At 65.3% G+C, this 25,446-nt stretch carries 23 protein-coding genes; 21 read left to right on the top strand and 2 right to left on the bottom strand.

All coding sequences use genetic code 11. From position 1 onward, the window contains the following. Positions 1-11: 11 nt before the first annotated feature. Both O0K41_RS00490 and O0K41_RS00485 read right to left on the bottom strand, forming a co-directional pair. Positions 12-1,109, bottom strand: a complete 1,098-nt coding sequence (locus O0K41_RS00490; protein WP_032961126.1) for a UvrD-helicase domain-containing protein — start codon at positions 1,107-1,109, stop codon at positions 12-14. Beyond that, entirely contained in the window at positions 1,087-2,667 is a 1,581-nt protein-coding gene (locus O0K41_RS00485; protein WP_049436412.1) for an AAA family ATPase, read from the bottom strand. The genes O0K41_RS00490 and O0K41_RS00485 overlap by 23 nt, the downstream gene beginning before the upstream one ends. A gap of 272 nt (positions 2,668-2,939) precedes the next feature. On the opposite strand from O0K41_RS00485, the gene O0K41_RS00480 reads away from it, so the two are divergent. The 21 genes from O0K41_RS00480 to O0K41_RS00380 all read left to right on the top strand — a co-directional run bounded on the left by O0K41_RS00480 (position 2,940) and on the right by O0K41_RS00380 (position 25,436). Further along, positions 2,940-3,980, top strand: coding sequence for a DNA-binding protein (locus O0K41_RS00480; RefSeq protein ID WP_017354988.1), 1,041 nt, complete (start codon positions 2,940-2,942; stop codon positions 3,978-3,980). A gap of 74 nt (positions 3,981-4,054) precedes the next feature. Further along, positions 4,055-4,405: a helix-turn-helix transcriptional regulator gene (locus tag O0K41_RS00475; protein WP_049404629.1), complete on the top strand. Its 351-nt coding sequence runs from the start codon at positions 4,055-4,057 to the stop codon at positions 4,403-4,405. A 174-nt stretch (positions 4,406-4,579) separates the two neighbouring features. Further along, positions 4,580-4,999 carry a CopL family metal-binding regulatory protein gene (locus tag O0K41_RS00470; RefSeq protein ID WP_080354476.1) on the top strand — a complete coding sequence of 140 codons (420 nt, stop codon included), beginning with the start codon at positions 4,580-4,582 and terminating at the stop codon, positions 4,997-4,999. A 115-nt stretch (positions 5,000-5,114) separates the two neighbouring features. Beyond that, positions 5,115-6,986 (top strand): copper resistance system multicopper oxidase, encoded by a 1,872-nt coding sequence (locus tag O0K41_RS00465; protein WP_017354985.1) that lies wholly within the window; start codon positions 5,115-5,117, stop codon positions 6,984-6,986. Continuing rightward, positions 6,983-8,260 carry a copper resistance protein B gene (locus tag O0K41_RS00460; protein WP_017354984.1) on the top strand — a complete coding sequence of 426 codons (1,278 nt, stop codon included), beginning with the start codon at positions 6,983-6,985 and terminating at the stop codon, positions 8,258-8,260. The genes O0K41_RS00465 and O0K41_RS00460 overlap by 4 nt, the downstream gene beginning before the upstream one ends. Positions 8,261-8,368: 108 nt before the next feature. After that, positions 8,369-9,043, top strand: a complete 675-nt coding sequence (locus O0K41_RS00455) for a cytochrome c (RefSeq protein ID WP_239522785.1) — start codon at positions 8,369-8,371, stop codon at positions 9,041-9,043. A 19-nt stretch (positions 9,044-9,062) separates the two neighbouring features. Beyond that, positions 9,063-9,572 carry a DUF4440 domain-containing protein gene (locus O0K41_RS00450; protein WP_026070602.1) on the top strand — a complete coding sequence of 170 codons (510 nt, stop codon included), beginning with the start codon at positions 9,063-9,065 and terminating at the stop codon, positions 9,570-9,572. 173 nt (positions 9,573-9,745) lie between these two features. Beyond that, the gene (locus O0K41_RS00445) at positions 9,746-10,111 is read left to right on the top strand and encodes a DUF411 domain-containing protein (protein WP_017354981.1); all 366 of its coding nucleotides are present in this window, start codon (positions 9,746-9,748) and stop codon (positions 10,109-10,111) included. A gap of 70 nt (positions 10,112-10,181) precedes the next feature. Continuing rightward, a complete protein-coding gene (locus tag O0K41_RS00440; protein WP_049436432.1) occupies positions 10,182-10,532 on the top strand; it encodes a four-helix bundle copper-binding protein in 351 nt (116 codons plus the stop codon). Positions 10,533-10,694: 162 nt separating this feature from the next. Further along, a complete protein-coding gene (gene copC / locus O0K41_RS00435) occupies positions 10,695-11,078 on the top strand; it encodes a copper homeostasis periplasmic binding protein CopC (protein WP_017354979.1) in 384 nt (127 codons plus the stop codon). A 10-nt stretch (positions 11,079-11,088) separates the two neighbouring features. Then, positions 11,089-12,018: a copper homeostasis membrane protein CopD gene (copD, locus tag O0K41_RS00430; RefSeq protein ID WP_017354978.1), complete on the top strand. Its 930-nt coding sequence runs from the start codon at positions 11,089-11,091 to the stop codon at positions 12,016-12,018. Between the two features lie 61 nt (positions 12,019-12,079). Beyond that, a complete protein-coding gene (locus O0K41_RS00425) occupies positions 12,080-14,506 on the top strand; it encodes a heavy metal translocating P-type ATPase (RefSeq protein WP_080354477.1) in 2,427 nt (808 codons plus the stop codon). Between the two features lie 44 nt (positions 14,507-14,550). Continuing rightward, entirely contained in the window at positions 14,551-14,973 is a 423-nt protein-coding gene (locus tag O0K41_RS00420) for a hypothetical protein (RefSeq protein WP_049404632.1), read from the top strand. 129 nt (positions 14,974-15,102) lie between these two features. Then, entirely contained in the window at positions 15,103-16,425 is a 1,323-nt protein-coding gene (locus O0K41_RS00415) for a TolC family protein (protein WP_239503521.1), read from the top strand. After that, complete coding sequence (locus tag O0K41_RS00410) at positions 16,422-17,834, top strand: efflux RND transporter periplasmic adaptor subunit (RefSeq protein ID WP_049404637.1); 1,413 nt, start codon at positions 16,422-16,424, stop codon at positions 17,832-17,834. Before O0K41_RS00415 ends, O0K41_RS00410 begins: the two co-directional genes overlap by 4 nt. A 1-nt stretch (position 17,835) precedes the next feature. Further along, positions 17,836-20,985, top strand: coding sequence for a CusA/CzcA family heavy metal efflux RND transporter (locus O0K41_RS00405; protein ID WP_049404640.1), 3,150 nt, complete (start codon positions 17,836-17,838; stop codon positions 20,983-20,985). A 172-nt stretch (positions 20,986-21,157) separates the two neighbouring features. Further along, entirely contained in the window at positions 21,158-21,670 is a 513-nt protein-coding gene (locus tag O0K41_RS00400) for a MerR family transcriptional regulator (protein WP_017357196.1), read from the top strand. Further along, the gene (locus O0K41_RS00395; RefSeq protein WP_065427866.1) at positions 21,667-21,981 is read left to right on the top strand and encodes a DUF2933 domain-containing protein; all 315 of its coding nucleotides are present in this window, start codon (positions 21,667-21,669) and stop codon (positions 21,979-21,981) included. The genes O0K41_RS00400 and O0K41_RS00395 overlap by 4 nt, the downstream gene beginning before the upstream one ends. Position 21,982: 1 nt before the next feature. Further along, the gene (locus O0K41_RS00390; RefSeq protein WP_017357195.1) at positions 21,983-22,648 is read left to right on the top strand and encodes an isoprenylcysteine carboxylmethyltransferase family protein; all 666 of its coding nucleotides are present in this window, start codon (positions 21,983-21,985) and stop codon (positions 22,646-22,648) included. Next, positions 22,645-25,032, top strand: coding sequence for a heavy metal translocating P-type ATPase (locus O0K41_RS00385; RefSeq protein ID WP_049404642.1), 2,388 nt, complete (start codon positions 22,645-22,647; stop codon positions 25,030-25,032). The genes O0K41_RS00390 and O0K41_RS00385 overlap by 4 nt, the downstream gene beginning before the upstream one ends. Next, on the top strand, positions 25,029-25,436 hold the full coding sequence (locus O0K41_RS00380) for a hypothetical protein (RefSeq protein ID WP_308304411.1): 408 nt from the start codon (positions 25,029-25,031) through the stop codon (positions 25,434-25,436). Before O0K41_RS00385 ends, O0K41_RS00380 begins: the two co-directional genes overlap by 4 nt. Positions 25,437-25,446 lie beyond the last annotated feature (10 nt).

Here is a 25,446-nt window from a genome sequence, read left to right as displayed (position 1 = left end):
TGCCGGCGGCTCTATGCGTCTGCACTGGCAGGCGCATAGAGCTGATGACCCGGCAAAGCGCACGCGCCGGCATACACAAAGGCCACGCTTTGCCGCGCCCGGGTGAAGGCTACGTAGTACTTCGGTGGCGCGGTGATGCGCGCCGCATCGGCCGTGCGCAGGTACTGCGTCAACGGCCCATTGGGGAAGATAAGGACCCGACTGTAGGTGCGGCCCTTGCTCTGCCCGAAGTTCACCGCAGGCATTCCGTCGCAGGTTTGCCGCCGGTCATGCCGGAGCACGGTAGGGGCAAACTCCTGCATGTACGCGGCCACATCCCCTGGAGCGACGAGGAAGATGCCATCGTGCCCGGTGACCTCGCCATTGCCTGATTCGGTGCGGGGCATCTGCGGATAGAGCGTGTCAGCCATATCGCACAGGGCCTGGACGCAGCGCAGACTGATGAGACGGTGGTCGAGCTGGCATAAGCCGTCCGACTCCCAGATCTGGAACAACGCCGCCAAGTTCGGTCCGCGATATTGACTATGCCTTTGCGCATAGTTGGTGGCATACGTCGCCTGGCGCGTATCACCCACCAACGTGATGGCGATATCGCTCTTCAACAGCCGCTCGACCAGATCCAGATCAAAGCCGGCCAGGTCCTGAACTTCGTCGATGTAGAGCTCGTCGTACATGGCCGCCAGGCGTGCCATGACCTGACCTTGGGTCAGCTCATCGCAGCGCACAGCAAAGTCGGCGGCCCGGTCCGAATACATCCGGTTGCCTGCCAGGTAGTGGCGCGCCACCTGGGTGCGTGGAGCCCGGTTGTTGGTGACACCTTCTACGAACAGGATGGTCTCGATACGAGGCTCAGGGCACAGTGCCGCCTGGTACGGGCGGATGCACTGGCGCAGCAGGAAGCCATACCAGCTGTGCAAGGTGACATGCGCGGGGACCGCACCGGCGTGGACCTCAAACGAGCGCCGGATCTCTTCTAGATTCTCCAGCGTGTAGGTGACAATCGCGATGCGACGCTCGGGCCGCTCCAAGGCCTGCCGGACCAGCAACGTGGTCTTGCCCGATCCGGCCGCTGAGAGCAGGACCCGGTTAGGTGATGGCACGCTGGACATAGTCCGGGAACCTGATCGAGTGCGGGCTGTTGAAGATTGCCAGGGCCGTGTCGGTCTTGTGACCTTTCATGTACTTGAGCAACGCCACCTCATCGGCGAAGGTCTTGCCCAGCACGGTGTTGAGCTCAGCCAGCGAGTTGGCTTTGATCAGCTGCTCTTCCAGCGATGGGGCACTTTCGTCGGAATCGTAGTAGATCGCGGTAAGGTGCTCGGCGTAGCGAGCCTGCACAACGGCGATGTCGCCATCGTTGTCGGTGATCACCTTGGCCTGAATTTTCAGCCGATCTGCAATCTGCAAGAAGCGTTTGAATGCCAGCGATTTGACCGAGATGATGTCCACGCCATGGGCCATCGGCGCCACGCCGTGGTGGTCGCTGTAAGCACGCTGCACGATCAGCTCATCGGACGGCCCTTCCACCAGGATCGCCTGTTTGGCCAGGATCAGCCGCAGCGTGTCGTGGCCAGGCAGCTTCATGAAATAGTCGTGCGTATCGGATGGCAGCTGGTCCAGCTTCATCTGGCCCTGCGCACTGAACAGGATCACGTTGTCCACGCCCAGCTTGTTCAACACGAAGCTGCTATGGGTGGCGATGATTACCTGCTGGGCGGTTGAGAGGGCCGCAATCCTGTCGATCAGCTGGGTCATGCTGGAGAAGGACAGATGGTTCTCTGGCTCCTCAATCAGCAGCACGTGGGCGGCCCCGGCCGCGTGCATGGCCAGCTTCATCTTCACCGCGCTCTGTTCACCTTTGCCGGCCTGGGTGAAGGGGAGCTCATCCAGGTACGGTGACAAGCTGGTTTCCCACGTTGAGCGCGGCGATGTGTCCACCCCCACCGTGAGCGCCCGGTGGCTGATGTCCCCGGTATGCTCGGTGAGATAGGCATTGATGGCCGCCACATCGGCTTCTTCGGAAAAACTCTGCCGCATGCGGCGGAAGCTCAGCGACAGCGAGACGCGTTGCGCAGGCGTCAGTGCCTGCTCGATGATGCCGGCGATATAGCGATCGGCACCGGACAAGGTCTTGATGCCGTGCGTGTCGATGATGGTCGAGTCGAACGGAATACTGCGGGCGGTAACGCCATTGTTGGCAAAGGAGTACCAGCGCACCGTGTAGTACTCCACCGGCAGGCTGACCGCGCCCTGGTGCTGCTGCAGGTAGGCGTTGAACTCCTCGCGGTAGTCGTCGTTGAGCTCGACCAGCAGCCGGATGCCGGCGGTATCCAGACGCAGGGAGTTGTTGGTGCCGCGTAACGACGCCAGCGCGGCGTCGGCGCCCAGATAGGCTTCGATGGAGATCCGTGGCGGCGAGGCCGGCGTGCCCGTGGCAAGCGCTCCCAAGTACTCCTGCACCGTGGGCTGGTGGAACAGGTAGGGCGTGAGCTCGTAGGCAAGATTGCGCCCATGCAGCTGGCCGGTGACCACCGCGTGGATGGCCTCCAGCAGGGTGGATTTACCGACCTCGTTGTCGCCCACGACCAGGTTCATGTGGGCATTGAGGGGCAGGTCCAGATGGCGAAACGACTTGAAGTTGTCGATGACGATACGTTCGATCGGCATGCACAGTCCTTTGATGGCCAACGGGCTCGGTGGCGGAGCCTGCCTGCACCCTGGCTGGCCTCCTTTCCGCTCTGGGCCATACTACCCAGCGATCGCCGGCCCTGGGCGGTTTCGTACTGCTTGGGACGCCGGGAAGGGTCAGAATCCGCCTTACGCGGGATAATTCAATATTATCCCGCCTTTAGATACGACCCGTACTCGGCGAGTAGTGTAACTTGATTGGTATGTAATTACGTGGTATGTAATACATTACGAAATAGTCGGAGAGTGCGATGGCACGCGGCGGCTTGTACAAGAGCGACATCCAGAAGGCCCGCGATGCGCTGCGGGCACAGGGCAAACACCCGTCGGTGGACGCGGTGCGGGTGGCGCTGGGCAACACCGGCTCCAAGACAACCATTCACCGCTACCTGAAGGAGCTGGAAGAAGATGAAGGGCAAGGCCTTGGCGCCAAGGTCGCGGTCAGCGACGCGCTACAGGACCTGGTCGGTCGGCTTGCCGGTCGCCTACACGAGGAGGCCGAGGCTGTAATCGCCGAGGCCCGGCAGCGCTTCGAAGCGCACTTGCAGGAGCGTAGCGAGGCGCTGGAACGCACCCAGCAGGAGGCGTCCACGCTGAGCGCGCAGCTTCAGCGCATTGAAACTGCCTTACGCGAAGAAAAGACGACCCACGCCGCAGCCCAGCAGGCCTTGGCCGAACGGGTCACCGAGGTCGCGCAGCTCGGCGAACGGATCGCGGGACTGACCGCGCGGCTGGCGGAGCACGAGGCGCATGCCCAGTCGCTGGAGCAGAAGCACCAGCATGCTCGCGAGGCGTTGGAGCACTACCGCACCTCGGTCAAGGACCAACGCGAACAGGAACAGCGCCGCCACGAGCACCAGGTGCAGGAACTGCAGGTCGCGCTGCGCCAGGCCAACGAGGCGCTGACCGCCAAGAACCACGAACTGGTTCAGCTCAACCGCGACAACGGGCAGTGGCTGGAACGCCACAGCCGCCTAGAGAGGGAACTGGCGCAGGTGCGGCAAGCTGCGGACGACCAGCGGAAGGAGCTGGACGCGCTGCGGCTTACGGCTGCGGAGTACCAGGCCTTGCTGGCACGCTGGACCCAGGACGCCCAAGCGTTGGAGAGCGCACGGGTCAAGCTGGCCAATGCTCACGCCGACTTGGCCAAGGAGCGAGAACGGCGTGAACAAGCCGAGGCCGAAGCGTTGCGTGCCGGTGTGCGCCAGGACACCTTGGAGCAGTTGCTGGCGCAGTTGCGGCCCGATCGCGCCGACAGTTCAGGTACCAACAAAAATCCGGCAACCAAATGATTTCACGGAAGAAAAAAAAATTCTGGGGGGCATTTTTGCACGTATCTCGGCTTAACCCCACATCCGCCATCCTTATGGGGTTTCCATGGGGGGTGCGCGTGACTTTGTCCGTCGACTCAACACCGACCTTCGCTCGACGCCTCCAACAAGCCCGCCTGCACACGGGTTTGTCGCAGAAGGAGTTGGGCATCCGGGCCGGTCTGGATCCTTACGTGGCCAGCCCCCGAGTCAACCAGTACGAACGTGGCAAGCACGAGCCCAAGCTGGAGACTGCTGAGCGGTTGGCCCAAGCGTTGGGGATCCCCGCCGCCTTCCTTTACACCGACGATGATCTGCTGGCCAAGTTGCTCCTGCGCTGGGGCTCGCTAAGCAAGCAGCAGAAGCGGGAGTTGGTGAAGCTGATCGAGGCCACACCCGAGAAGTAAACCGAACAAGCGCTAGCCCTATGGGCAACCCTTCGCCTCAACCCGCCCATTGGGCGCTCCTGGAGGGAGCTGCAGTGGCCGTGACTAGCGCGACTGACAAGTGGCGGCATCTCAGGCCTACTTGAGATTTTGTTCACGACCGATACACACGCGCCTTGTCTAAAGTGATTTACAATGTCGCCCGTGTCAGCCTCCTCACTTCTACTGCGACTGCTCCTGATCGTCATGCTCGTGCTTAACGGCGCGTGGTCGGCATTTGCGTCGATCAGTATGAACCCGGCCATGGAAGCGCAGGCCAGCGAAGTGGCTGCCGCGGTGCAAGGCGACGAAGACTGCGTCGCCCATCACAGTGCTGAGAATCATCCCGATGCCACCTCGATTGAAAGGGCTGGCACTGGGCATGGCGACCATGCCGGTCCCGACTGTTGCAAGTCTTCTGCGTGCCGGTGCGCCTGCGTACACGCGTGCGCGAGCGCACTTCCGGCGCGCCTGCATGTTTCGGTGCAACTGGCCTTGGGCCTGGATGTCATGCCGCTGCCCCTAGGGCATGCGGCACCTGCCTTGCCTCATCTGATCCGACCACCGATCGGCTAAGCGTCCCTAAGCGCCGCAATGGCGCCGTTGGTGTGGCTTGCATGCCTATTTATAGGCCAGCCGCCCGCTCTGTACCACCGCCCGCCGGTGGCAACACGACGCTTGGAGCATTTTCATGTCGCATGATGATTTTCGTGGTCCACACGGTGGACCGCCGCTGCTACCTTCGCGGCGGCGATTTGTCCAGGGCTTGGCCTTGGGAGGCGCAGTCGCAGGATTAGGTTTCTGGCCCAAAGCCAGTTGGGCGCTCAAGGGCCCGGGACAACCCAACGTACTATCGGGCACCGAGTTTGACCTAACCATCGGCGAGACGCCGATGAACTTCACCGGCAAGACCCGCACCGCGATCACCGTCAATGGGTCCGTTCCGGCGCCGTTGCTGCGTTGGCGGGAAGGCACCACGGTCAACCTGCGTGTCTCCAATGCATTGCCCGCTAACTCCCTCCATGGCGCGGACACCTCCATCCATTGGCACGGCATCATTTTGCCGGCCAACATGGACGGCGTGCCGGGCCTGAGCTTTGACGGTATCGGACGTGGTGAGACCTACCACTACCGGTTCACCCTGCATCAGGGCGGCACCTACTGGTACCACAGCCACTCGGGGTTCCAGGAACAAGCCGGGCTCTATGGCCCGATCATCATCGACCCATTGGAGCCGGAGCCCTTCAGCTTCGATCGCGACTACGTCGTGATGCTGAGCGATTGGACAGACCTGGACCCGACGGCCCTGTTCGATCGTTTGAAGAAGATGCCGGGCCATGACAATTACTACAAGCGCACGGTCGGCGATTTTGCGCGCGATGTGAAGCGCAACGGCCTGTCGGCCACGTTGGAAGATCGCAAGATGTGGGGCGTGATGCGGATGACGCCCACGGATCTGTCCGACGTCAACGCCAACACCTACACCTACCTGATGAACGGCACGACCTCGCTGGGCAACTGGACCGGTTTGTTCCGCAGTGGCGAGAAGGTGCGCCTGCGTTTCATCAATGGCTCTGCCATGACGTACTTCGATGTGCGTATTCCGGGGCTAAAGATGACCGTGGTGGCAGCAGATGGCTTGTATGTCCATCCGGTTTCCGTCGACGAGTTCCGCATCGCGGTAGCAGAAACCTTCGATGTGATCGTGGAGCCCTCCGGGCAGGACGCATTCACCATCTTTGCCCAAGACTCCGGTCGCACCGGCTACGTCAGCGGCACGCTCGCCGTGCGCGAAGGATTACGCGCGCCCGTTCCGTCTGTGGATCCCCGGCCGCTGCTGACGATGGCAGACATGGGCATGGATCATGGATCGATGGATATGTCTGGCGGCAGCAAGGGCATGGAAGGCGGCTGTGGTGCGGCCATGGGCATGCCTGGCATGACCCCACCTGCCAGCGGTAACGCGACCTCGGCCCATGCAGGCCATGCGATGCCCGCCGCCGGCGATGGTGCCATGGCAGGCATGCAGCACGGGGGCATGCAATCACACCCTGCCAGCGAGACCAACAATCCCCTGTTGGACAACCAGGCCATGAGCGTGAGTTCGCGCTTGGATGATCCGGGTAATGGCCTGCGCGATAACGGCCGTCATGTACTGACGTATTCCATGCTCAAGAGCACCTTTGAAGACCCTGACGGACGCGACCCCGGTCGCGAGATCGAGCTGCATCTGACCGGACATATGGAGAAATTCTCCTGGGGCTTCAACGGTCAGAAGTTCTCCGATGTCAAGCCGCTGCGGCTGAACTACGGCGAGCGTATGCGCATCGTATTGGTTAACGACACGATGATGACCCATCCCATCCATTTGCACGGCATGTGGAGTGACGTGGAGGACGACAACGGCAACTTCATGGTGCGCAAGCACACGGTGGATATGCCGCCGGGTAGCCGACGCACGTATCGCGTGCGTGCCGATGCGTTGGGCAGCTGGGCGTTCCATTGCCACCTGCTTTATCACATGGAAGCCGGAATGATGCGCACGGTGAGGGTCGACGAATGAACATCAATAGACGCGATACCACCCTGACTGCGCTGACGCTGGCTATCTCGCTGGCCCTGGCCAATGCGGCCAGCGCCCAATCCATGCAGCACGGCTCCATGCCGATGGAGCAGGGCGCGCAGACCCAGACTCAGGATCACTCTGCACAACAGGCGCCGACATCAAAACCTGCGCCAGCCCAAAAGCCTGCAACACCGGCCAAGCCGAGCGAAGCGACGATCGATCATGCGACGATGGGCCACGCCGCGCCGCAGGCTAAAGCAGCCGAGCCTGCCATGCAGGGCATGGACCATTCGCAAATGGGGCACGTCTCGCCCGCGAGCACACCTGCGGCGCCCACAGCACAGGCGCAGTCGATGCAGGGCATGGATCACAGTCAGATGGCACAGCCCGCTGCAGCCGACACCTCTAGTACGGCCACGCCTGCGATGCAGGGGATGGACCATTCCAAGATGGGGCACGGCGCGCCTCCGAGCACGCCCGCAACGCCCAAAGCGCAGACACAGTCGATGCAGGGCATGGACCACAGTCAGATGGGACACGGGCCTGCAGTGCCAACGCAGCCGCGCACCCCGATACCCGCGGTGACGGACGCGGATCGCAAGGCGGCCATCGCGCCGGAACACGCGCATCCGGTGCATGACAACTCGATCAAGAGCTACGTGCTGCTCAATCGCCTGGAAGCCTGGGATGCCGATCCGGGCACCGGGCTGGGCTGGGAGGGCCAGGCTTGGATCGGTACGGACCTCAATCGCGTCTGGCTCCGCAGTGAAGGCGAACGCACGGATGGTCAGACCGAGTCGGCTGATCTGGAAGTGCTCTACGGCCGCAGTATCTCCACGTGGTGGGATGTGGTGGCCGGTGTGCGTCATGACTTCAAGCCTGGGGCATCTCAAAACTTCGCCGCTATCGGTGTACAGGGCTTGGCGCCGATGAAGTTCGAAGTGTCCGCCACAGCCTATCTCGGCGAAGGGGGCCAGACTGCCGCCAATGTCGAGGCCGAGTACGAATTGCTGCTAACCAACCGGCTGATCTTGCAGCCGCTGGTGGAAGTCACCGCCTATGGCAAGAACGATCCATTGCGCGGGATAGGTTCGGGTCTGAGTACCGCTGAGGCGGGGCTACGACTTCGTTATGAGTTCACCCGAAAGTTCGCTCCCTACATCGGCGTGGTGTACGAGCGCGCGTTTGGCAATACCGCAGACATGCGACGCGAGCATGGCGAGTCCTTTGAAGACACGCGCTTGGTCATCGGCCTTCGTACCTGGTTCTAAGGGGAACTGACAATGAAATCCAACAAAAGGATGTGGGTATGGCTCGGTGCCGGCGTGGGATTGGTTGCGGTCGCGGCAACTGCCACGGTCTCTCTGGGCGTGTACAACGTGGCCGCCGACGATCCGCATAGTCGCCCGGTGTATGCGCTACTTGAAACGGCGCGCGAGCGTTCCATTGAGGTGCGCGCCGCCAAGCTTCAGGTGCCCACGAACCTGGATGATCCTGAGCGTATCCGCCAGGGTGCGGGCAACTACAACGCCATGTGCGTGACCTGCCATCTTTCGCCAGAGGCGGCGGCCACCGAGATGAGCAAGGGCCTGTACCCCGCGCCACCGAACCTAAGCAAACAGTCGGTCGCTCCAGCTGAGGCGTTCTGGGTGATCAAGCACGGCATCAAGGCCAGCGGCATGCCCGCGTGGGGCGGCAGCATGGACGATGAGTTCATCTGGAACATGTCGGCCTTCCTGCAGAAGCTGCCCACGCTGGACAAGGCCGGTTACCAGGCGTTGGTGGCCAGCAGTGATGGTCATTCGCATGGCGGCGGCGAGACGCAAGGCCACCATGACGACGAAAAGGCCGAGGATCACCCTGCCCTATTCGAGCCGGGCAACAACTCCATGCCGCATGCGCACCCGCCGGGCGTGGACGACGATCACCACGGCCCGACACCCAGCGACACGGAAGTCGGGTTGGTGAGCCACGGCCATCCCGACGGCAAGGTGGAGTCGCACCCTGCACCACACACGCCCGTGGCCGATGACGGCCATGCGCACACCCATTGATCTCCTTGGAGCCCACGCAATGAACGCAACAGCAATCTCGTTCACCCTCGCACTGGCACTGGCCGTCGTGTCCCCCGCAATGGCGCAGGCGACACAGCCGCACGCACATCACCCCGCTGCCGCGGCATCTGCGGACGTCGACGTCCCAGTCACTGCAGAGGCCGCGGTCGCCGTAGCGGAGCGTTTCAACAGGGCCCTGTCTAGCGGCGATCTGGCCACGGTCGAAGCCCTGCTCGCTGCCGACGTCCTCATCCTCGAGTCCGGGGGTGCCGAGCGCAGCCGCGAGGAATATCTGGGTCATCACGCAGTCAGCGATGCGGCATTCCTCAAGGGCGCCCATCGCCAGCTGCTCCGTCAGCGTGCACGCACCGCTGGTGAGTTCGCATGGGTCGGAACCGAAAGCGAGCTGCACGCCCAGAAAGACGGTAAGCCACTGACCGTCCAGAGCACCGAGACCATGGTGCTGAAGCAGACCACCGACGGTTGGCGGATCGCCCACATCCACTGGTCTTCGCGGACCAAGCGCTAAGCGGAGAACCAGAAATGAAAACCTGCAGATTGAACCGACTGGCGTGGGCGGCTTTTGCGGTCGCCGGCCTGGGTGCCTGCACCCAAGCGGCTACACCCGCGCAATCCACCATCGCGCCCACTGCACAGGTCGTCCCGGAAACAGCCGACGCGACTCCAGCCGCCCTGCCACGCATGACCGTCCACAAGACCCCGACCTGCGGGTGCTGCGGTAGCTGGATCGACCACGTGAAGAAGGCGGGGTTCACCGTGGATGTGCATGACATGGATGACCTGGGTCCGGTCAAGGAGCGCCTGGGTGTCCCCTATGCAAAGGGCTCCTGCCACACGGCCGAGGTCGACGGATACGTCATCGAAGGCCATGTCCCGGCCGAGGACATCAAGCGCCTCCTCGAAGAAAAGCCGGACGCACGCGGCCTGGTCCTGCCCGGAATGCCGCTCGGTTCGCCGGGCATGGAGGTCCCGGAAGGACGCCAGCAGCCGTATACGGTCGAGCTGGTCCATCACGACGGAACCACCGAACCCTTCGCACAGCATTGATCCGCAAGAGCAACAGGGGGCGGTGTTGCGGGCGCGCCGATTCTCGTCCGCGATGAAGCAGGAGATCCACATGACTCACCATTCCGAAGACCACCGGTCTCAGGCCATGAACGAGTGCATCGACAACTGCACGCAATGCCACGCGATTTGCCTTGAGACCATCAACTATTGCCTGAGCAAAGGAGGTGCCCACGCAGCCCCGGAGCACATCGCCCTGCTGGCGACGTGTGCCGATATCTGCGCCACCAGCGCCGACGCCATGTTGCGTGGCGCCAGCGCTCACTCGGTGGTTTGCAGTGCCTGCGCGGAGATCTGCCGCCAGTGCGCCGAAGCATGCGACGCCATGAACGGCCCGGAGATGGCGCGCTGCGCCGAAGTTTGTCGCCGTTGCGCGGAAAGCTGCAGCGCCATGGCGGCTTGACGCGTCGAGGATCCCGCCTGAGCGGCGGGATCCTCATCTCAAATATCAAAAGCCGACCAACCGTGGTTTCGGTGACAGCCCGACACCTAACGCTTGTCGGATCCAACACAGCACGGCGCCGAACGGGGCTTTGCATCACATTCGCAATGAGGATTTATCCCTATGAAATCATCAAACGTCCTTCGCTCCTTCGCGCTCGTCCTCGCGATTGCGGCTGGGCAGTTCTCCCTGCAGATCGCGCACGCCCACGCCGCGCTGCAGCAGTCCACACCGGCGGCAAATGCGGTGGTGGCTTCGCCGGGCCAGATCGATCTCGTGTTCAACGAAACATTGATTCCGCGGGCGTCGCGTCTCAAGTTGCTCATGAAGCACGGCAGTTCCACCATGCCGATCGAGAATTTCACGACCGAGATCGTCAACAACGGTAAGACCCTGCGTGCCAAGTTGCCCCAGCCGCTGACTCCGGGCGTCTATACCGTGGAATACCGCGCCGTCGGTGGTGACAACCACCCCATGCCGGGCAGCTTCAGCTTCACGGTGCGCTGAGGAGTCGCGAATGTTCGACCTGTCGGCTTATGCACTGAGATTCCTGGAATACCTTGTCATCATGGTTCTTTTCGGGGTTCCACTCTTCGGTTGGTACGGGTCGCGTCGATCGGCACTCGCCGACGCCTTGGCCGGGTGGTCACTCATGGGCGTTCTATTGGCGGGTGCCGTAGCCGGTCTCGTGCTCACCGGGCTCGATGTCGTCTTCAAGACCGCGGGCATCATGGGAATGCCGCTTGCCGAGGTTGATCGCGCATCGCTTGGCTGGTATCTGCTCGAGACGTCCGCGGGCCGGGCAGCCATGGCGAGAGGCGCGCTGCTGGTCGCCCTGATGTTCGTGCTCGGATGGCATCGTCGCCGCGGGAAGGTGGAGACCGCCTTCCCGCTGGGGGCGATGCTGGCGGGCGGCGCACTCGCTTCGCTGGCATGGAACGGCCACGCCGCCGCTGGCGAGGGCTTGGCAGGCGCGGTCCGGCTTGCTGCAGGCATCGTCCATCTTCTCGCGGCAGGCGGCTGGATCGCAGCGGTCCTGATGTTCCTTGCCATGCTGCTGCGCGGCAAAGAGACGAACGGCAGCGGGCGTCTGCGATCAACGCATGACTTTCTGCATGGTTTTTCGACGCTGGGAACGATCTTCGTTGGTGCGCTCATCGTGTCCGGCATCGCGCACTACGGGGATCTCACCGCGTGGTCGTTTTCGGCCCTGTTCCAGAGCACCTACGGGAAGTTGCTGCTGTTCAAACTGGCCCTGTTCGCTGGAATGCTGGGTTTGGGAGCGCTGCACCGATGGACGCTGGTGCCGCGCTTGGAACGAGCGCTGACCAGCGGAGATCCCGCGCAGGAGGTGCGGGCTTTGCGGCAGAGTGTTACGGCTGAGGCCGCGCTGGCCATCTTGATCCTGATTGTTGTTTCAGTGCTCGGGACGCTCAGCCCCGAATAGCTGTGTAACCCGCAATGGCACACTGCCTTGGCAGTCCATCCCCACTAAAGCGAGCATCGGCATGAACTCACCGTCGTCCCATGACCATCACCATTCTGCAGGCGCAGCCCCTGTCGAGGCTGCGGATGGACGGGTCACCGATCCGGTCTGTGGCATGCAGGTCGATCCCGCCACGACGCAGCATCATGCGACCCACGCCGACACACCTTTCCACTTCTGCTCGGAGCGATGCCGCGCGAAGTTCGTGGCCGATCCGGAGCGCTATCTGACGCCCCAGGACGAACCCGAGGTGGCACAGCCCGGCGCCATCTACACCTGCCCGATGCACCCGGAAGTCCGGCAACAAGGTCCAGGCAACTGTCCCTTCTGCGGCATGGCGCTGGAGCCGGAAATGCCGAGCCTGGAGGACGATGACAATCCGGAACTTCGCGACTTCTCGCGCCGGTTCTGGTGGACGCTTCCGCTGACTGTGGTGACGCTCGTGCTGGCCATGTTCGGCCAGTACCTCCCGCGTGTCGTGCTGGGCGACGTGCAGATCCTGCCGTTGTCGATCGACGTGCAGACCTGGGTCGAGCTGGTCTTGACCACACCAGTCGTGCTGTGGGCCGGCTGGCCGTTCTTCGAGCGCTGCGTGCAGTCGATCCGCAACCGCAGCCCGAACATGTTCACCCTCATCGGGATTGGCGTTGCGGCCGCCTTTGGCTACAGCCTGGTCGCCACGCTGGCACCCGGCTTGTTCCCACCGTCGTTTACCGAACATGGGCGCGTCGGGGTGTACTACGAGGCGGCGGCGGTGATCGTTTCGCTGACCCTGCTCGGCCAGATGCTGGAACTGCGGGCGCGCTCGAAAACGTCCGCGGCGATCAAGGGCCTGCTTGGCCTGGCGCCGAAGGAAGCCCGGCGGGTCAACGCCGACGGCACCGAGGAAGACATCCCGCTGACCCACGTCCACGTCGGCGACCACCTGCGCGTGCGTCCCGGCGAGAAGGTGCCGGTGGATGGCGAAGTGGTGGAAGGCCGCTCCAGCGTCGACGAGTCGATGCTCACGGGTGAACCGATTCCGGTCGAGAAGACCGCAGGCGACCAGGTCATCGGCGCGACCCAGAACGGCACCGGCGCGCTGGTGATCCGCGCCGCCAAGGTGGGCTCCGACACCGTGCTGTCGCAGATCGTGCAGCTGGTCGCGCAGGCGCAGCGCTCCCGCGCGCCGATGCAGCGGATGGCCGATATCGCGGCCTACTGGTTCGTGCTCGCGGTGCTGGCGATCGCGGTGGCCACCTTCTTTATCTGGGGCTCCTTCGGTCCGGAGCCGGCCTGGACCTTTGCGGTGCTCAACGCGGTCTCGGTACTGATCATCGCCTGCCCCTGCGCGCTGGGCCTGGCGACGCCGATGTCGATCATGGTCGCCACGGGCAAGGCGGCGCAGGTGGGCGTGCTGTTCCGCGACGCCGAGGCCATCGAGCACATGCGCCGCATCGACACCCTGATCGTCGACAAGACCGGCACCCTCACCGAGGGGCGCCCCGCCTTCAAGGAAGTCGTGGCCTTCGAGGGCTTCGACGCCGACCGGGTCTTGCACCTGGCCGCCAGCCTGGACCAGGGCAGCGAGCACCCGCTGGCCGACGCCATCGTCGCCGAGGCTCGACGCCGGAACTTCGAGTTCGACCGCGTGGAGGACTTCGACTCGGTGACCGGCATGGGTGTGCGCGGGTCCGTGGCCGGCCATGCGCTTGCGCTGGGCAATACCGCGCTCATGGACGACCTGGGCGCCAATCCCGCTGCGCACGTCGACGTGGCCGAGCGGATGCGCCGCGAGGGCGCGAGCGCCATGTTCCTGGCCGTGGACGGGCGCCTGGCGGGGCTGGTCGCGGTTGCCGACCCGATCAAGGCGTCGGCCGCGGCGGCCATCAACGAGCTCCACGCCGCCGGGCTGCGCATCATCATGGCCACCGGCGACGGGCTCACCACCGCACGGGCCGTGGCCACCGAGCTGGGCCTGGACGAGGTGCATGGCGAAGTCCGCCCCGAGGACAAGGCCGAGCTGGTGCAGCGCCTCAAGCGCGAAGGCCGGCGGGTGGCGATGGCGGGCGACGGCATCAACGACGCCCCGGCGCTCGCCGCGGCCGACGTCGGCATCGCCATGGGCACGGGCACCGACGTCGCGATGTCCAGTGCCCAGATCACCCTGGTCAAGGGCGACCTGCGGGGCATCCTGCGCGCCCGGAAGATCTCCCAGGCCACCGTGGCCAACATGAAGCAGAACCTCACCTTCGCGTTCCTCTACAACGCGCTGGGGGTGCCGGTCGCGGCCGGGGTGCTCTACCCCGCATTCGGGATCTTGCTGAGCCCGATGGTCGCGGCGCTTGCGATGAGCTTGAGCTCGGTGTCGGTGGTGGCCAACGCCCTTCGCCTTGCCAAGTCGGCCGCCGTACCGTCCTCGCCGACCACATCTGTGCCGCGCCAGCCCCTGGGCCTGGCCAAGGATTGACTTGGATCAATTGCATCGGTTCCAGTAAGAGGTAAGCTCACGCCATGGTCCGCATCCGCCATCGGAACTTGTTCCAGCGCACCGCCCTCCTCGCGATGGTGGCCCTGCTCTGGTCCCAGTTCGCGCTCGCAGGCCATGGCGATTGCCTGGATCTCCCAGTCACGCCGGCGGCGTTTGTCGCTGCCGCCACCGACACCCGACACGACCATGGCCACGGCTGCGATGCCGAGCTCCCCTCAGCGAGCAAGGCAGTGTGCGACGCGCACTGCACCGAGGGTGACATCTCGGCGGACAGTGGGCGCATCCCTTCGATTCCGCCGCTGCTGGCCGAAGCCTGGTTCTCCTGGCTTGCGATCGCCGCGATTGCGGATGCTGCGCCAGGTGTCACGGCTACATGGGTGGATTCGCCGCCCAGACCCGCCTGGCACCGACCTACCGCCCATCCAGCGGCACTCCTGCTGATCTGATGCCTGGACGCTGACTGCTCCGCACGTCTGTGCGGCGCAGTCCTGTGCGTTCGCGCCGTGGCTGCGTCACGGCATGTGTTCCTGCCCTCGTCCGAGCGACCTGCGTCGCGTCGGCCCAAGGACACTGATATGGCATCCCCGTTCGACCGACTGCCGGCCAGGCGCCTGCACCCTCGCCCTCTGTCCCGCCGTCTGCCACCGCTCCGGCACCTTCTTGCCGGCGTGCTTGCCGGCGCCTTGTGGGCCCTGGCGCTGCCGGTGACCGCCACCGAACCCGTCCCGGGGCACAGCCTCGAGTCGATCCGCGCCTGGGTTCTGGAACACAACCCGGAATTGCGGGCCATGGACTTCGAGGCCCAGGCCGCCGAAGCACGGATCCAGCCAGCGGGCGCCCTACCCGACCCGACGGCTTCCCTTGGATTCCGCGGCCTCGATCCGGACAAGCCCTGGCGCTCCGCCGGTGCCGAGCGCGAGGTCAACTACGCGCTGCGCCAGCGCCTCCCGCTTTGGGGCAAGCGCGCCCTGGCGCGGACCGCGGCCAGCCAGGACGCGGTCGCGGTCGGACTCGATCGCCTCACCACTGCGCGCGACTTGCTGGCCGACGCCGAGGCGGCCTACGCACGCTACTGGCATGCCGACCAGGCCGTGGCCGTGCTTGATCGCCGCATCGCCCTGCTCCGCCAGGTGGAAGAGATGGCCGGCGTGCGCTACGCCCTGGGTCGCGCGGCGCAGCAGGATGCCATCCGCGCCCAGGTCGAGCAGACCAGCCTCCAGCGCGAGCGGATCGAACGCCTCGCGACCAAGCAGGAGGCGGCCGCCACCTTGAACGCGGTGCTGGGGCGCCGGTCCGATGCACCGCTGGCGACTCCCGACGAGGCGCCGCGCCTCGCCGTCCACAGCGCCTCGCTTGCCGAGGCACTGGATGACGCCGATGCGCATCCCGCGGTGCGCTCGCAGCAGGCTCGCGCCGAGGCGGCGCGCACGAACGTGGTACTGCAGCGTCGCAACCGCTTTCCCGACATCACCCTGGGCGTGGGTGCGATGCAGTTCGGCAACGGCATCGAGAGCACCGAGCTGATGTTCGAGGTCGAGATCCCGTTCCAGCAGCGTGCCCGCCGCGAGCGCGAGCGCGAATCGCGCCTGCTCGAAGACGCAGCGCTTGCCCGCAGGGACGCCACGCTGCGGGCCGTCGAGGAACGCGGCGCTTCCGCCTGGTCGCAGTGGACCAACGCGCGCGAGCGTCGCGGACTGATCGAGAACACGCTGCTGCCGCAGGCCGACGCCACCTGGCAGTCCGCCCTGGCCAGCTACCAGGTCGGTGAAGTCGACTTCGGGACGCTGCTGGAAGCACTCAATGAATGGCAGGGCGCCGACCTCGCACGGGTCGATGCACTGCGTGACGAACTGTTGGGCGCCGCCGCCGTGCGCGCCATCGAAGGAGAGATCCGATGACCCGTGTCCAGACCCTGTCGCTCGCCATCGGCGTTGCACTCGCCGCCCTCGCCGTCGGCTGGATTGCCGGCCGCGCCACGAACGACTCCCCGACCGCGGGCACGTCGATCGACGGCCCGGCCGCAGAACGCAAGGTGCTCTATTACCGCAATCCCATGGGCTTGGCGGACACGTCGCCGGTGCCGAAGAAGGATTCGATGGGTATGGACTACGTCCCGGTCTATGCCGACGACGCACCGCCGGCGGCACCGGGCACGGTGGTGCTGCCGCCGGACAAGGTGCAGGCGCTGGGCGTGCGCACCGAAGCGGTCAAGCGCGGAGCCCTGTCCGCTACCGTGCGCACCAGCGGCACGGTCGAGGTCGACGAGACCCGGCAGTACGCGATCGCCCCGCGCTTCGAAGGCTGGGTGGAGCGGCTGTACGCGAACCAGACCGGCATGCGGGTCAGCGCCGGGCAGCCGCTGCTCTCCGTCTACAGCCCGCAGCTGGCCGCGGCGCAGCAGGAATACCGGCTGGCCGACGAGACCGCCCGCAGGCTGGCCGGGTCCGATCCCGCGAGCGCGGCGTCGATGGTCCGCCTGCGCGATGCCGCCCGCACCCGCCTGCGCAACTGGGAAATCAGTGACGCGCAGATGGGCAAGACGGGCCTGGTGCTCACCGCGCCCGCGGACGCGGTCGTGATCGAGAAGCCGGTGGTCCAGGGCGCGCGTTTCGAGCCCGGCGAAACCATCCTGCGCCTGGCGGACCTGTCGAAGGTGTGGGTGATCGCCAAGGTGCCGGCGGCGCAGGCCGCGGGTATCCAGCCCGGCCAAACGGCCCGCTTTGAAACCGTGGCCCTGCCGGGCCAGGTGGCCGAGGGCGAGGTCACCTTCGTGCAGCCCGTCATCGATGCGATGACGCGCACCGTGGATGTGCGCATCGCCCTGCCCAACCCCGCTGGCGACCTGCGGCCCGGGCTGTATGGGACGGTGGTGCTGGAGGAGCCGGGGGCTGGACCGGTCCTGACCGTTCCGCGCTCGGCCGTGCTCGACAGCGGCACGCGCCAGGTGGTGCTGGTCGAGACCGGCCCTGGCCGCTTCGCACCGCGCGATGTCAGCCTGGGGCGGCGCGGCGGCGATCGCATCGAGATCCTCGACGGCCTGACCGAGGGCGAGCAGGTCGTGGTCTCCGCCAACTTCCTGATCGACGCCGAAAGCAACCTGCAGTCGGCACTCCAGGGTCTTGAGGGTCACACAGGACACGGCGCGCCTTCGGGCACCGCTGAGGATCCACACGCCGGGCACGGCGAGGACGCCGCCGACCCGCACGCAGGTCATGGTGACGAGGCCTCTGATCCGCACGCCGGTCATTCCATGCCGGCTAGCCCGGAAGAGACTCCGCCCGCCCCCACCGGCCACGAGGGGCACTGACATGCTTGGCCGTCTCGTTGAATGGTCGGTGCGCAACGTCTTCCTGGTGCTGCTGATGGCGCTGGCGATTGTCGCCGGTGGCATCTACGCACTGATGAACACGCCGCTGGACGCACAACCGGATCTGTCGGACGTGCAGGTGATCGTGTTCACGGAGTACCCGGGGCAGGCGCCCCAGGTGGTCGAGGACCAGGTCACCTATCCGCTGACCAGCGCCCTGCTCGCGACGCCGAAGTCGAAGGACGTCCGCGGCTTCTCGTTCTTCGGCGCCTCCTTCATCTACGTCATCTTCGAAGAAGGCACGGACCTGTACTGGGCGCGCTCGCGCGTGCTCGAGAACCTCAACGTCGCGTCGAAAAACCTGCCGGCTGGCGTGGCACCGGCACTGGGACCCGACGCGTCCGGCGTGGGCTGGGTCTACCAGTACGTGCTGCAGAGCGACCGCCACTCGCTGGACGAGCTGCGCGCGATGCAGGACTGGTACCTGCGTTACCAGCTCACCACCGCGCCCGGCGTGGCCGAGGTCGCCAGCGTCGGCGGCTTCGTGCGCCAGTACTCGATCACCGTCGATCCGGTCCGGCTGCGCGAGTTCGACATCCCGATTTCACGCGTGTCCGAGGTGATCGCCGAGAGCAACCGCGACGTCGGCGGCCGCGTGATCGAGATGGCCGAGACCGAGTACATGGTGCGGGGCCGCGGCTACCTGCGCGGTATCGAGGATATCGAGAGCCTGGTTCTGCGCGCCGAAGGGGGCGCACCGGTGCTGATCGGCGACGTCGCCCGGGTCGAACTGGTACCCGATGAGCGCCGTGGCATCGTCGACCTGGACGGCGAAGGCGACGTTGTGGGCGGGATCGTCATTGCGCGCTTCGGCGAAAACGCCCTGGCCGTGATCGGGGGGGTGAAGGACAAGATCGCCCAGCTTGCGAGTGGACTCCCCGAGGGCGTCAGCGTCCAGGCGGTCTACGACCGCTCCGATCTCATCGTGCGCGCGATCAAGACGCTACGCACGACGCTGCTCGAGGAGAGCCTGATCGTCGCACTGGTGTGCCTGGTATTCCTGTTCCATGCGCGCAGCGCGCTGGTCGCGATCGTCATGCTGCCCGTCGGCGTGCTGATCGCGGTGATCGCGATGCGCATGCTGGGCATGAACTCCAACATCATGAGCCTGGGCGGCATCGCGATCTCGATTGGCGTGATGGTCGACGCGGCGATCGTGATGATCGAGAACGCGCACAAGCACATCGAGCGCTCCGACGGCTCCCGCAGCCGGACCCAGCTGATCATCGATGCCTGTCGCGAGGTCGGGCCGGCGCTGTTCTTCAGCCTGATGATCATCACCGTCTCGTTCCTGCCCGTGTTCGCCCTGGAGGCTCAGGAAGGTCGCCTGTTCAAGCCGCTGGCCTTCACCAAGACCTTCGCGATGGCCGGTGGCGCGCTGTTGTCGATCACGCTGGTACCGGTACTCATGCTGCTGTTCGTGCGCGGCAAGATCGTGCCCGAGCACAAGAATCCGGTGAACCGGTTCCTGGTTGCGGCCTATCGGCCGGTGATCAACGTCGTTCTGCGGCATCGCATGGCCACAATCATGTTTGCGTTGGCCGCCCTGTTTGCAAGCCTGTGGCCTGCATCGCGGCTGGGCAGCGAGTTCATGCCAACCCTCAACGAAGGCACGCTGCTGTACATGCCCGCGTCGCTTCCGGGCATGTCGGTGACCAAGGCCTCGGAGCTGCTGCAGCAGCAGGACCGGATCATCAAGGGCTTCCCGGAAGTGGAGTCGGTGTTCGGCAAGGCGGGCCGTGCCCTGACGGCCACCGATCCCGCACCGCTGGAGATGTTCGAGACCGTCATCAACCTCAAGCCCGAGGACGAATGGCGGGACGGCATGACCACCGACAAGCTCATCGCCGAGATGGACGCGGCGCTGAAGTTCCCGGGCGTCGCCAACTCCTGGACGATGCCGATCAAGGCGCGCACCGACATGCTGGCCACCGGCATCCGCACGCCCGTGGGCATCAAACTCTTCGGCACGGACCTTGAGCAACTCGACGCGCTGGCCACCGAGATCGAAGCCGTGGTGCGCGAAGTGCCGGGCACGACCAGCGCGTTCGCCGAACGCCTGACCGGCGCCTACTACCTCGACATCACCCCCGACCTTGGCAGCCTGGCCCAGTACGGCGTCACCCTGGGCGAGGTGCAGAACGTGGTGGCCGCCGCGCTGGGCGGCGAGATCGTCACCACCATCCTCCAGGGCCGCGAACGCTTCAGCGCGATCGTGCGCTATCCCCGCGAACTCCGCGACGATCCGCACCGGATAGGCAGCCAAGTCCTTGTGCCGGTGCCCGGCGGCGCCCAGGTGCCGCTGGGCGAACTGGCGCGGATTGAGGTCAGGAAGGGTGCGCCGAGCATCCGCACCGAGAACGCGATGCTGGCGGCGTACATCTACGTCGACACCCGAGAGAGCGATCTCGGCCGCTACGTGAAGGCTGCGCAGGAAGCGGTCACCGAGCAGGTGCAGTTCCCGCCTGGCTACTACGTGACCTGGAGTGGACAGTACGAATACATGCAACGTGCCGCGGAGAAGATGCGTGTCGTCGTTCCGGTGACGCTGGCGCTGATTTTCCTGCTGCTGTACCTCAACTTCCGCCGTGTCACCGAGTCGCTGATCGTGATGCTGTCGGTGCCCTTCGCACTGGTCGGTGGCATCTGGCTGATGTGGATGCTCGACTACAACACCAGCGTCGCGGTGATCGTGGGCTTCATCGCGCTGGCCGGCGTCGCCGCGGAAACTGGCGTGGTGATGCTGATCTACCTCGACCACGCACTTGAAGCGCGTGCCGCGCAGAGGCAGGCCGAAGGCCGGGCACTGGATTCACGGGACCTGCGCGAGGCCATCATCGAAGGCGCGGTCGACCGCGTGCGCCCGAAGATGATGACCGTGGTCGCGATCATGGCGGGCCTGCTGCCCATCATGTGGAGCAGCGGTACTGGCTCGGAAGTCATGCGCCGAATCGCTGCGCCGATGGTAGGTGGCATGGTGTCTTCGACCATCCTCACCCTGGTCGTGATCCCGGCGCTGTACTCGCTGATCAAGCAGCGGCAGCTGGCCAGGAAGCCGCACCCCTCCTCCGCACTACCCAAGGAGAAGTAGTGATGGGGCCGTTCAACGCAGGCAGGGACCGACGGCTCATGCAACTGTGGCCGCGAACATCCGTCCGTCCACGGCCAATTCGCGCGTTACTGGCTTCGCCCACCGCAAGGCCGGTTGACCTGTGTGCGAGACACAGGTCTAGCCTGATCAACACCTCGCCGGGAGCAAGCCGATGACGACCAAGGAAGAAGTGACGCTGCCGCTGATGACGGTCCGCCAGCTGGCACGGCAGGGCGATGTCACGGTGCATGTGGTGCGCAACTACCTGCGGCGCGGTCTGTTGCAAGCGGCCACGCATACCGAGGGCGGCTACCAGTTGTTCTCCACCTCGGAGCTCCTTCGCCTGCACTTCATTCGCACGGCGCAACACCTTGGCTTCACGCTGGGGGAAATCGAGGAAATCATCCACCACAGCCTGCTGCGACATAGTCCCTGTCCGCTTGTGCGGGACATCATTCGGCGCAGGCTCGACGACACCCGCCAACAACTGGACAGGCTGCTCGCCATGCACGGACGAATGGAGCGTGCCATCCACGCCTGGGCGGAGCTTCCGGACTCCATTCCGACTGGCGATGACGTCTGCGCATTGATCGAATCTGTTGCCGCTGCTGAAGGCGGCGGGTTCGTCAAGTCCACCCCCCGGCGACTTCTTGGACGCCGCCCCACAGAGGAGAATTTGCCATGACAGCCTCCAGTCCTGCCCCCTCAGGCTCCCGACGCTGGGTCTTCTGGATCTTCCTGGCGCTGGCCGTGTTCTATCTCGCCGTCGAGCACCGCGCCCACCTTGGGGGGACGCTTCGCTGGTTGCCCCTGGCCATCCTGCTGCTATGTCCCTTGATGCATGTGTTCATGCACAAGGGGCATGGCGGTCATGGAGGTTCCGGAAGTCATGGGCGCGACGGCAATGCCGACGACACACCCCATGGCCAGCATGAGAGCCGTAGCAAGCGGGCACTGAACGACGAAACGTCCGACACCTCGAACGGAGGGCACTGACATGCAGGCACCCGACTCCGGCTACGGTCTTTGGCTCCTCGCCGCCATCAACGCCGCGTTCTTCATCTTCTTCGCCTGGAGCTTCTACAAACCGCTGACCCGTTGGGACTGGCGTGGGTTCGGTATGTTCTCCGCCTTCGTCGTGGCCCTGTTCGCGGAAATGTATGGCTTCCCGCTGACGCTGTACGTCCTGGGCGGCTGGCTCAGCGCCAACTATCCGCAGGTGGACTGGCTGAGCCATGACGCGGGCCATCTGCTCGAGATGTGGTTCGGCTGGCGCGCCAACCCGCATTTCGGCCCATTCCACATCGCAAGCTTCGTCCTGATCGGCGGCGGCTTCTGGCTGCTGTCGGCCGCCTGGCCGGTGCTGTATCGGGCACAGCGTGAAGGCCGGCTCGCCCGCGAGGGCGTGTATGCGCGCATGCGTCACCCGCAGTACGTCGCCTTCCTGCTCGTGCTGACCGGTTTCCTGCTGCAGTGGCCCACGCTGCTCACGCTCGCCAGCTATCCAGTGCTCGTGTGGGCCTATGCCCGCCTGGCGCGTCGTGAGGAAAAAGACTGCTTGAGCCGCTTCGGCGACGACTACGTCCGCTACATGCAGGAAGTGCCGGCCTTCATCCCGCGACGCCGGCGCGGCCCCGCTCCATCCCAAGGAGAAACCCGATGACGCACGTCCACAAACCCACTGTGCGCACGCGCACCTGGCCCATCGGCGACATGGTGAGTGCCGGCTGCGCGCGCACGCTGGAGAAGGCCGTGGCCGCGCTGCCTGGAGTCAACGCCACCAGCGCGAATTTCGCTACCGCGACCCTGCAGGTGTCCTACGACCCGGCCCGCCTGTCGGCGGGCGCGGTCGCCACCGCGATCCGCGACTGCGGCTTCCAATGCAACGCGCCGATGCCCGATGCCGACCCCGCCGCAGGCGCGCACGCCCATGCTGCGCATGCCGGGCACGGACAGGAATTGGCCGCAGAGCGCCCCGCTGACGCCCACGCCGGCCACGGCGATGACGCCACGGATGCCGGGGGCCACGACGCCCATGCGGGCATGAACCACGGCAGCGATCTGCACGCCGCGGCGCGCGACATGGGCCGCCGCTTCCTGGTCGCCCTCGCCTTCGCGATCCCGGTATTCGTGTGGTCGCCCATGGGCGGGCTGATAGAGCCGCCGCCGGTGCCGTTCGGACTGCGCGAGAACGTCTGGTTGTTCCTGCTGGCGACCGGCGCCGTGCTGTATCCGGGCTGGCCATTCTTCAGCGCCGCGATCCGGTCCCTGCGACGGGGTGTGCTGGACATGGCGGTCCTGGTGCTCCTGAGCGTGGGCACAGGTTACGGTTTCAGCATCGCGTCGACGTTCTTCTTCGACGGGCCGAACTTCTACGAGGCCTCGGCCGTCCTGCTGACCTTCGTCCTGCTTGGCCACTGGCTCGAGATGCGGGCTCGCGCCGGCGCCTCGGACGCCATGAAAGCGCTGCTGAAGCTGTCCCCACCCCGCGCGGTCGTCCGGCGCGAGGGGCAGGAGCTCGACATTCCCACCGCTGAAGTGCTGGTCGGCGAGACCGTGATCGTGCGGCCCGGGGCGAAGATCCCGGTCGATGGCATCGTGACGGAAGGCAGCTCTCAGGTCGACGAATCCATGCTGACCGGCGAGTCGATGCCGGTGCGCAAGGATCCCGGAGAGTCCGTCGTCGGCGGATCGATCAACAAGAGCGGCGCATTCGCCTACACCGCCACCAAGATCGGCAGCGACACGGCACTGGCGCAGATCATCAAGCTGGTCCAGACCGCGCAGAACTCCAAGGCGCCCGCGCAGCTGCTCGCCGACCGCGCCTCGCAATGGCTGGTGCTGGCTGCGATCGTGATCGGGCTGCTGACCTTCGCGGTCTGGTTCTGGTGGCTGGGACAGCCGCTGCTGTTCGCGCTCACGCTGACGATCACCGTCTTCGTCATCGCCTGCCCCGATGCACTCGGTTTGGCCACGCCGATGGCGATCATGATCGGCACTGGCCTGGGGGCACGACACGGCATCCTCTTCAAGCATGCCGAATCGATTGAGAAGAGCGCACGCCTGGACGTGGTGATCTTCGACAAGACCGGCACCCTGACGGTCGGCGCCCCCGAGGTGGTCGACATGGCGGTCGCGCCGGGCTGGACGCAGGAGCGGTTGCTGGCCGCGGCCGCCGCGGTCGAGGCGCACTCCGAGCACCCGCTGGCGCAGGCCATCCTGAAGCGTGCCGGTCCGGTAGCCGAGCGCGCTACCGCGTTCACCAACATCGATGGCCAGGGCGCTACCGGCGTGGTTGACGGGGTGCAGGTGGTGCTGGGCAACCGGATCCTGATGGTCGAGCACGGCATCGACCTCTCGGTATTGGAAGCGGAGGCTGCGCGCCTCACCGGTGCCGGTCGCACGGTGATCTATGCCGGGGTGGGTGACCGGCTCGCAGGCTTCTTCGCGATTGCCGACGCGATCCGGGAGACCTCGCGCGCGGCCATCGACGAATTGCACCGGCGCAACATCAAGGTGGCGATGATCACCGGCGACAACCGCCCCACGGCCGAGCGCGTGGCACAGGACCTGGGAATCGACATCGTGCTGGCCGACGTGCTGCCGGGCGGCAAGGCCGATGAGGTCATCAAGCTGCAGTCGCAGGGCCTCAAGGTCGGCATGGTGGGCGACGGCATCAACGACGCACCGGCGCTCACCCAAGCCGACGTTGGGTTCGCGATCGGCGCCGGCACCGACGTCGCCATCGAGAGTGCCGACATCGTGCTCATGCACAGCGACCCTTATGACGTCGTTCGCGCGACCACCATCGCCCACGCCACTCTGCGCAAGATGCATCAGAATCTGGGCTGGGCCGTGGGCTACAACGTGCTGGCCTTTCCGCTGGCGGCCGGTGTGCTCTATCCGTTCGTGCTGTCGCCAGAAATCGCCGCGCTGTCGATGTCGGGCAGTTCGGTGATCGTCGCCCTCAACGCGTTGCTGCTCAAACGCCTTCCACTGGCGGATGCCGCCACCCCTCGCAGCCCATCTAAGGAGTCCACACCATGAATACGGTCACACACGTCGCCCATTCCAGACCCCGAGGTACCAATCGCAGCCATTGGGTCGCCGCACTGGCCCTCGCGCTCGCGTTCGCATTGCCGGGGGTCGTCTCCGCGAACGAGGGTGGGTTCCGCCACAACGTGTTGATGCGCGGCCAGGTGCTGGAAAAGCAGGACGGAACGCTTGTGGTCTGTGTCGGGCAGGCCGACGGTGCCCAGGTCGGGCAGGTGCTGGACGTGATCCGGCACAAGCGCCGTATCCGGCATTCGCGGGCCTGCGGTCCACGCTACCGCCGCGAGAACGTTGGCCAAGTGCGCATCGTCGAACTGTTCGACAGCCACTACGCGGAGGCTGAAGTGATCTCCGGGAGCCCCAAGGTCAACGACACAGTGGAGCTGATCCGCCCCTGACAGGCGCGCG

This window comes from Stenotrophomonas sp. Sm2128, assembly GCF_030985535.1.
In the GTDB taxonomy this organism is placed as follows: Bacteria; Pseudomonadota; Gammaproteobacteria; order Xanthomonadales; family Xanthomonadaceae; genus Stenotrophomonas; species Stenotrophomonas maltophilia.
This window is presented reverse-complemented; position numbering and strand designations above follow the sequence as displayed.

Excerpts from the sequence above, each read along its gene's own strand:
- O0K41_RS00490 (WP_032961126.1), bottom strand. The coding sequence starts at position 1,109 with ATGTCCAGCGTGCCATCACCTAACCGGGTCCTGCTCTCAGCGGCCGGA.
- O0K41_RS00485 (WP_049436412.1), bottom strand. The coding sequence starts at position 2,667 with ATGCCGATCGAACGTATCGTCATCGACAACTTCAAGTCGTTTCGCCAT.
- O0K41_RS00480 (WP_017354988.1), top strand. The coding sequence starts at position 2,940 with ATGGCACGCGGCGGCTTGTACAAGAGCGACATCCAGAAGGCCCGCGAT.
- O0K41_RS00475 (WP_049404629.1), top strand. The coding sequence starts at position 4,055 with ATGGGGTTTCCATGGGGGGTGCGCGTGACTTTGTCCGTCGACTCAACA.
- O0K41_RS00470 (WP_080354476.1), top strand. The coding sequence starts at position 4,580 with ATGTCGCCCGTGTCAGCCTCCTCACTTCTACTGCGACTGCTCCTGATC.
- O0K41_RS00465 (WP_017354985.1), top strand. The coding sequence starts at position 5,115 with ATGTCGCATGATGATTTTCGTGGTCCACACGGTGGACCGCCGCTGCTA.
- O0K41_RS00460 (WP_017354984.1), top strand. The coding sequence starts at position 6,983 with ATGAACATCAATAGACGCGATACCACCCTGACTGCGCTGACGCTGGCT.
- O0K41_RS00450 (WP_026070602.1), top strand. The coding sequence starts at position 9,063 with ATGAACGCAACAGCAATCTCGTTCACCCTCGCACTGGCACTGGCCGTC.
- O0K41_RS00445 (WP_017354981.1), top strand. The coding sequence starts at position 9,746 with ATGACCGTCCACAAGACCCCGACCTGCGGGTGCTGCGGTAGCTGGATC.
- O0K41_RS00440 (WP_049436432.1), top strand. The coding sequence starts at position 10,182 with ATGACTCACCATTCCGAAGACCACCGGTCTCAGGCCATGAACGAGTGC.
- copC (WP_017354979.1), top strand. The coding sequence starts at position 10,695 with ATGAAATCATCAAACGTCCTTCGCTCCTTCGCGCTCGTCCTCGCGATT.
- copD (WP_017354978.1), top strand. The coding sequence starts at position 11,089 with ATGTTCGACCTGTCGGCTTATGCACTGAGATTCCTGGAATACCTTGTC.
- O0K41_RS00425 (WP_080354477.1), top strand. The coding sequence starts at position 12,080 with ATGAACTCACCGTCGTCCCATGACCATCACCATTCTGCAGGCGCAGCC.
- O0K41_RS00420 (WP_049404632.1), top strand. The coding sequence starts at position 14,551 with ATGGTCCGCATCCGCCATCGGAACTTGTTCCAGCGCACCGCCCTCCTC.
- O0K41_RS00415 (WP_239503521.1), top strand. The coding sequence starts at position 15,103 with ATGGCATCCCCGTTCGACCGACTGCCGGCCAGGCGCCTGCACCCTCGC.
- O0K41_RS00410 (WP_049404637.1), top strand. The coding sequence starts at position 16,422 with ATGACCCGTGTCCAGACCCTGTCGCTCGCCATCGGCGTTGCACTCGCC.
- O0K41_RS00405 (WP_049404640.1), top strand. The coding sequence starts at position 17,836 with ATGCTTGGCCGTCTCGTTGAATGGTCGGTGCGCAACGTCTTCCTGGTG.
- O0K41_RS00400 (WP_017357196.1), top strand. The coding sequence starts at position 21,158 with ATGACGACCAAGGAAGAAGTGACGCTGCCGCTGATGACGGTCCGCCAG.
- O0K41_RS00395 (WP_065427866.1), top strand. The coding sequence starts at position 21,667 with ATGACAGCCTCCAGTCCTGCCCCCTCAGGCTCCCGACGCTGGGTCTTC.
- O0K41_RS00390 (WP_017357195.1), top strand. The coding sequence starts at position 21,983 with ATGCAGGCACCCGACTCCGGCTACGGTCTTTGGCTCCTCGCCGCCATC.
- O0K41_RS00385 (WP_049404642.1), top strand. The coding sequence starts at position 22,645 with ATGACGCACGTCCACAAACCCACTGTGCGCACGCGCACCTGGCCCATC.
- O0K41_RS00380 (WP_308304411.1), top strand. The coding sequence starts at position 25,029 with ATGAATACGGTCACACACGTCGCCCATTCCAGACCCCGAGGTACCAAT.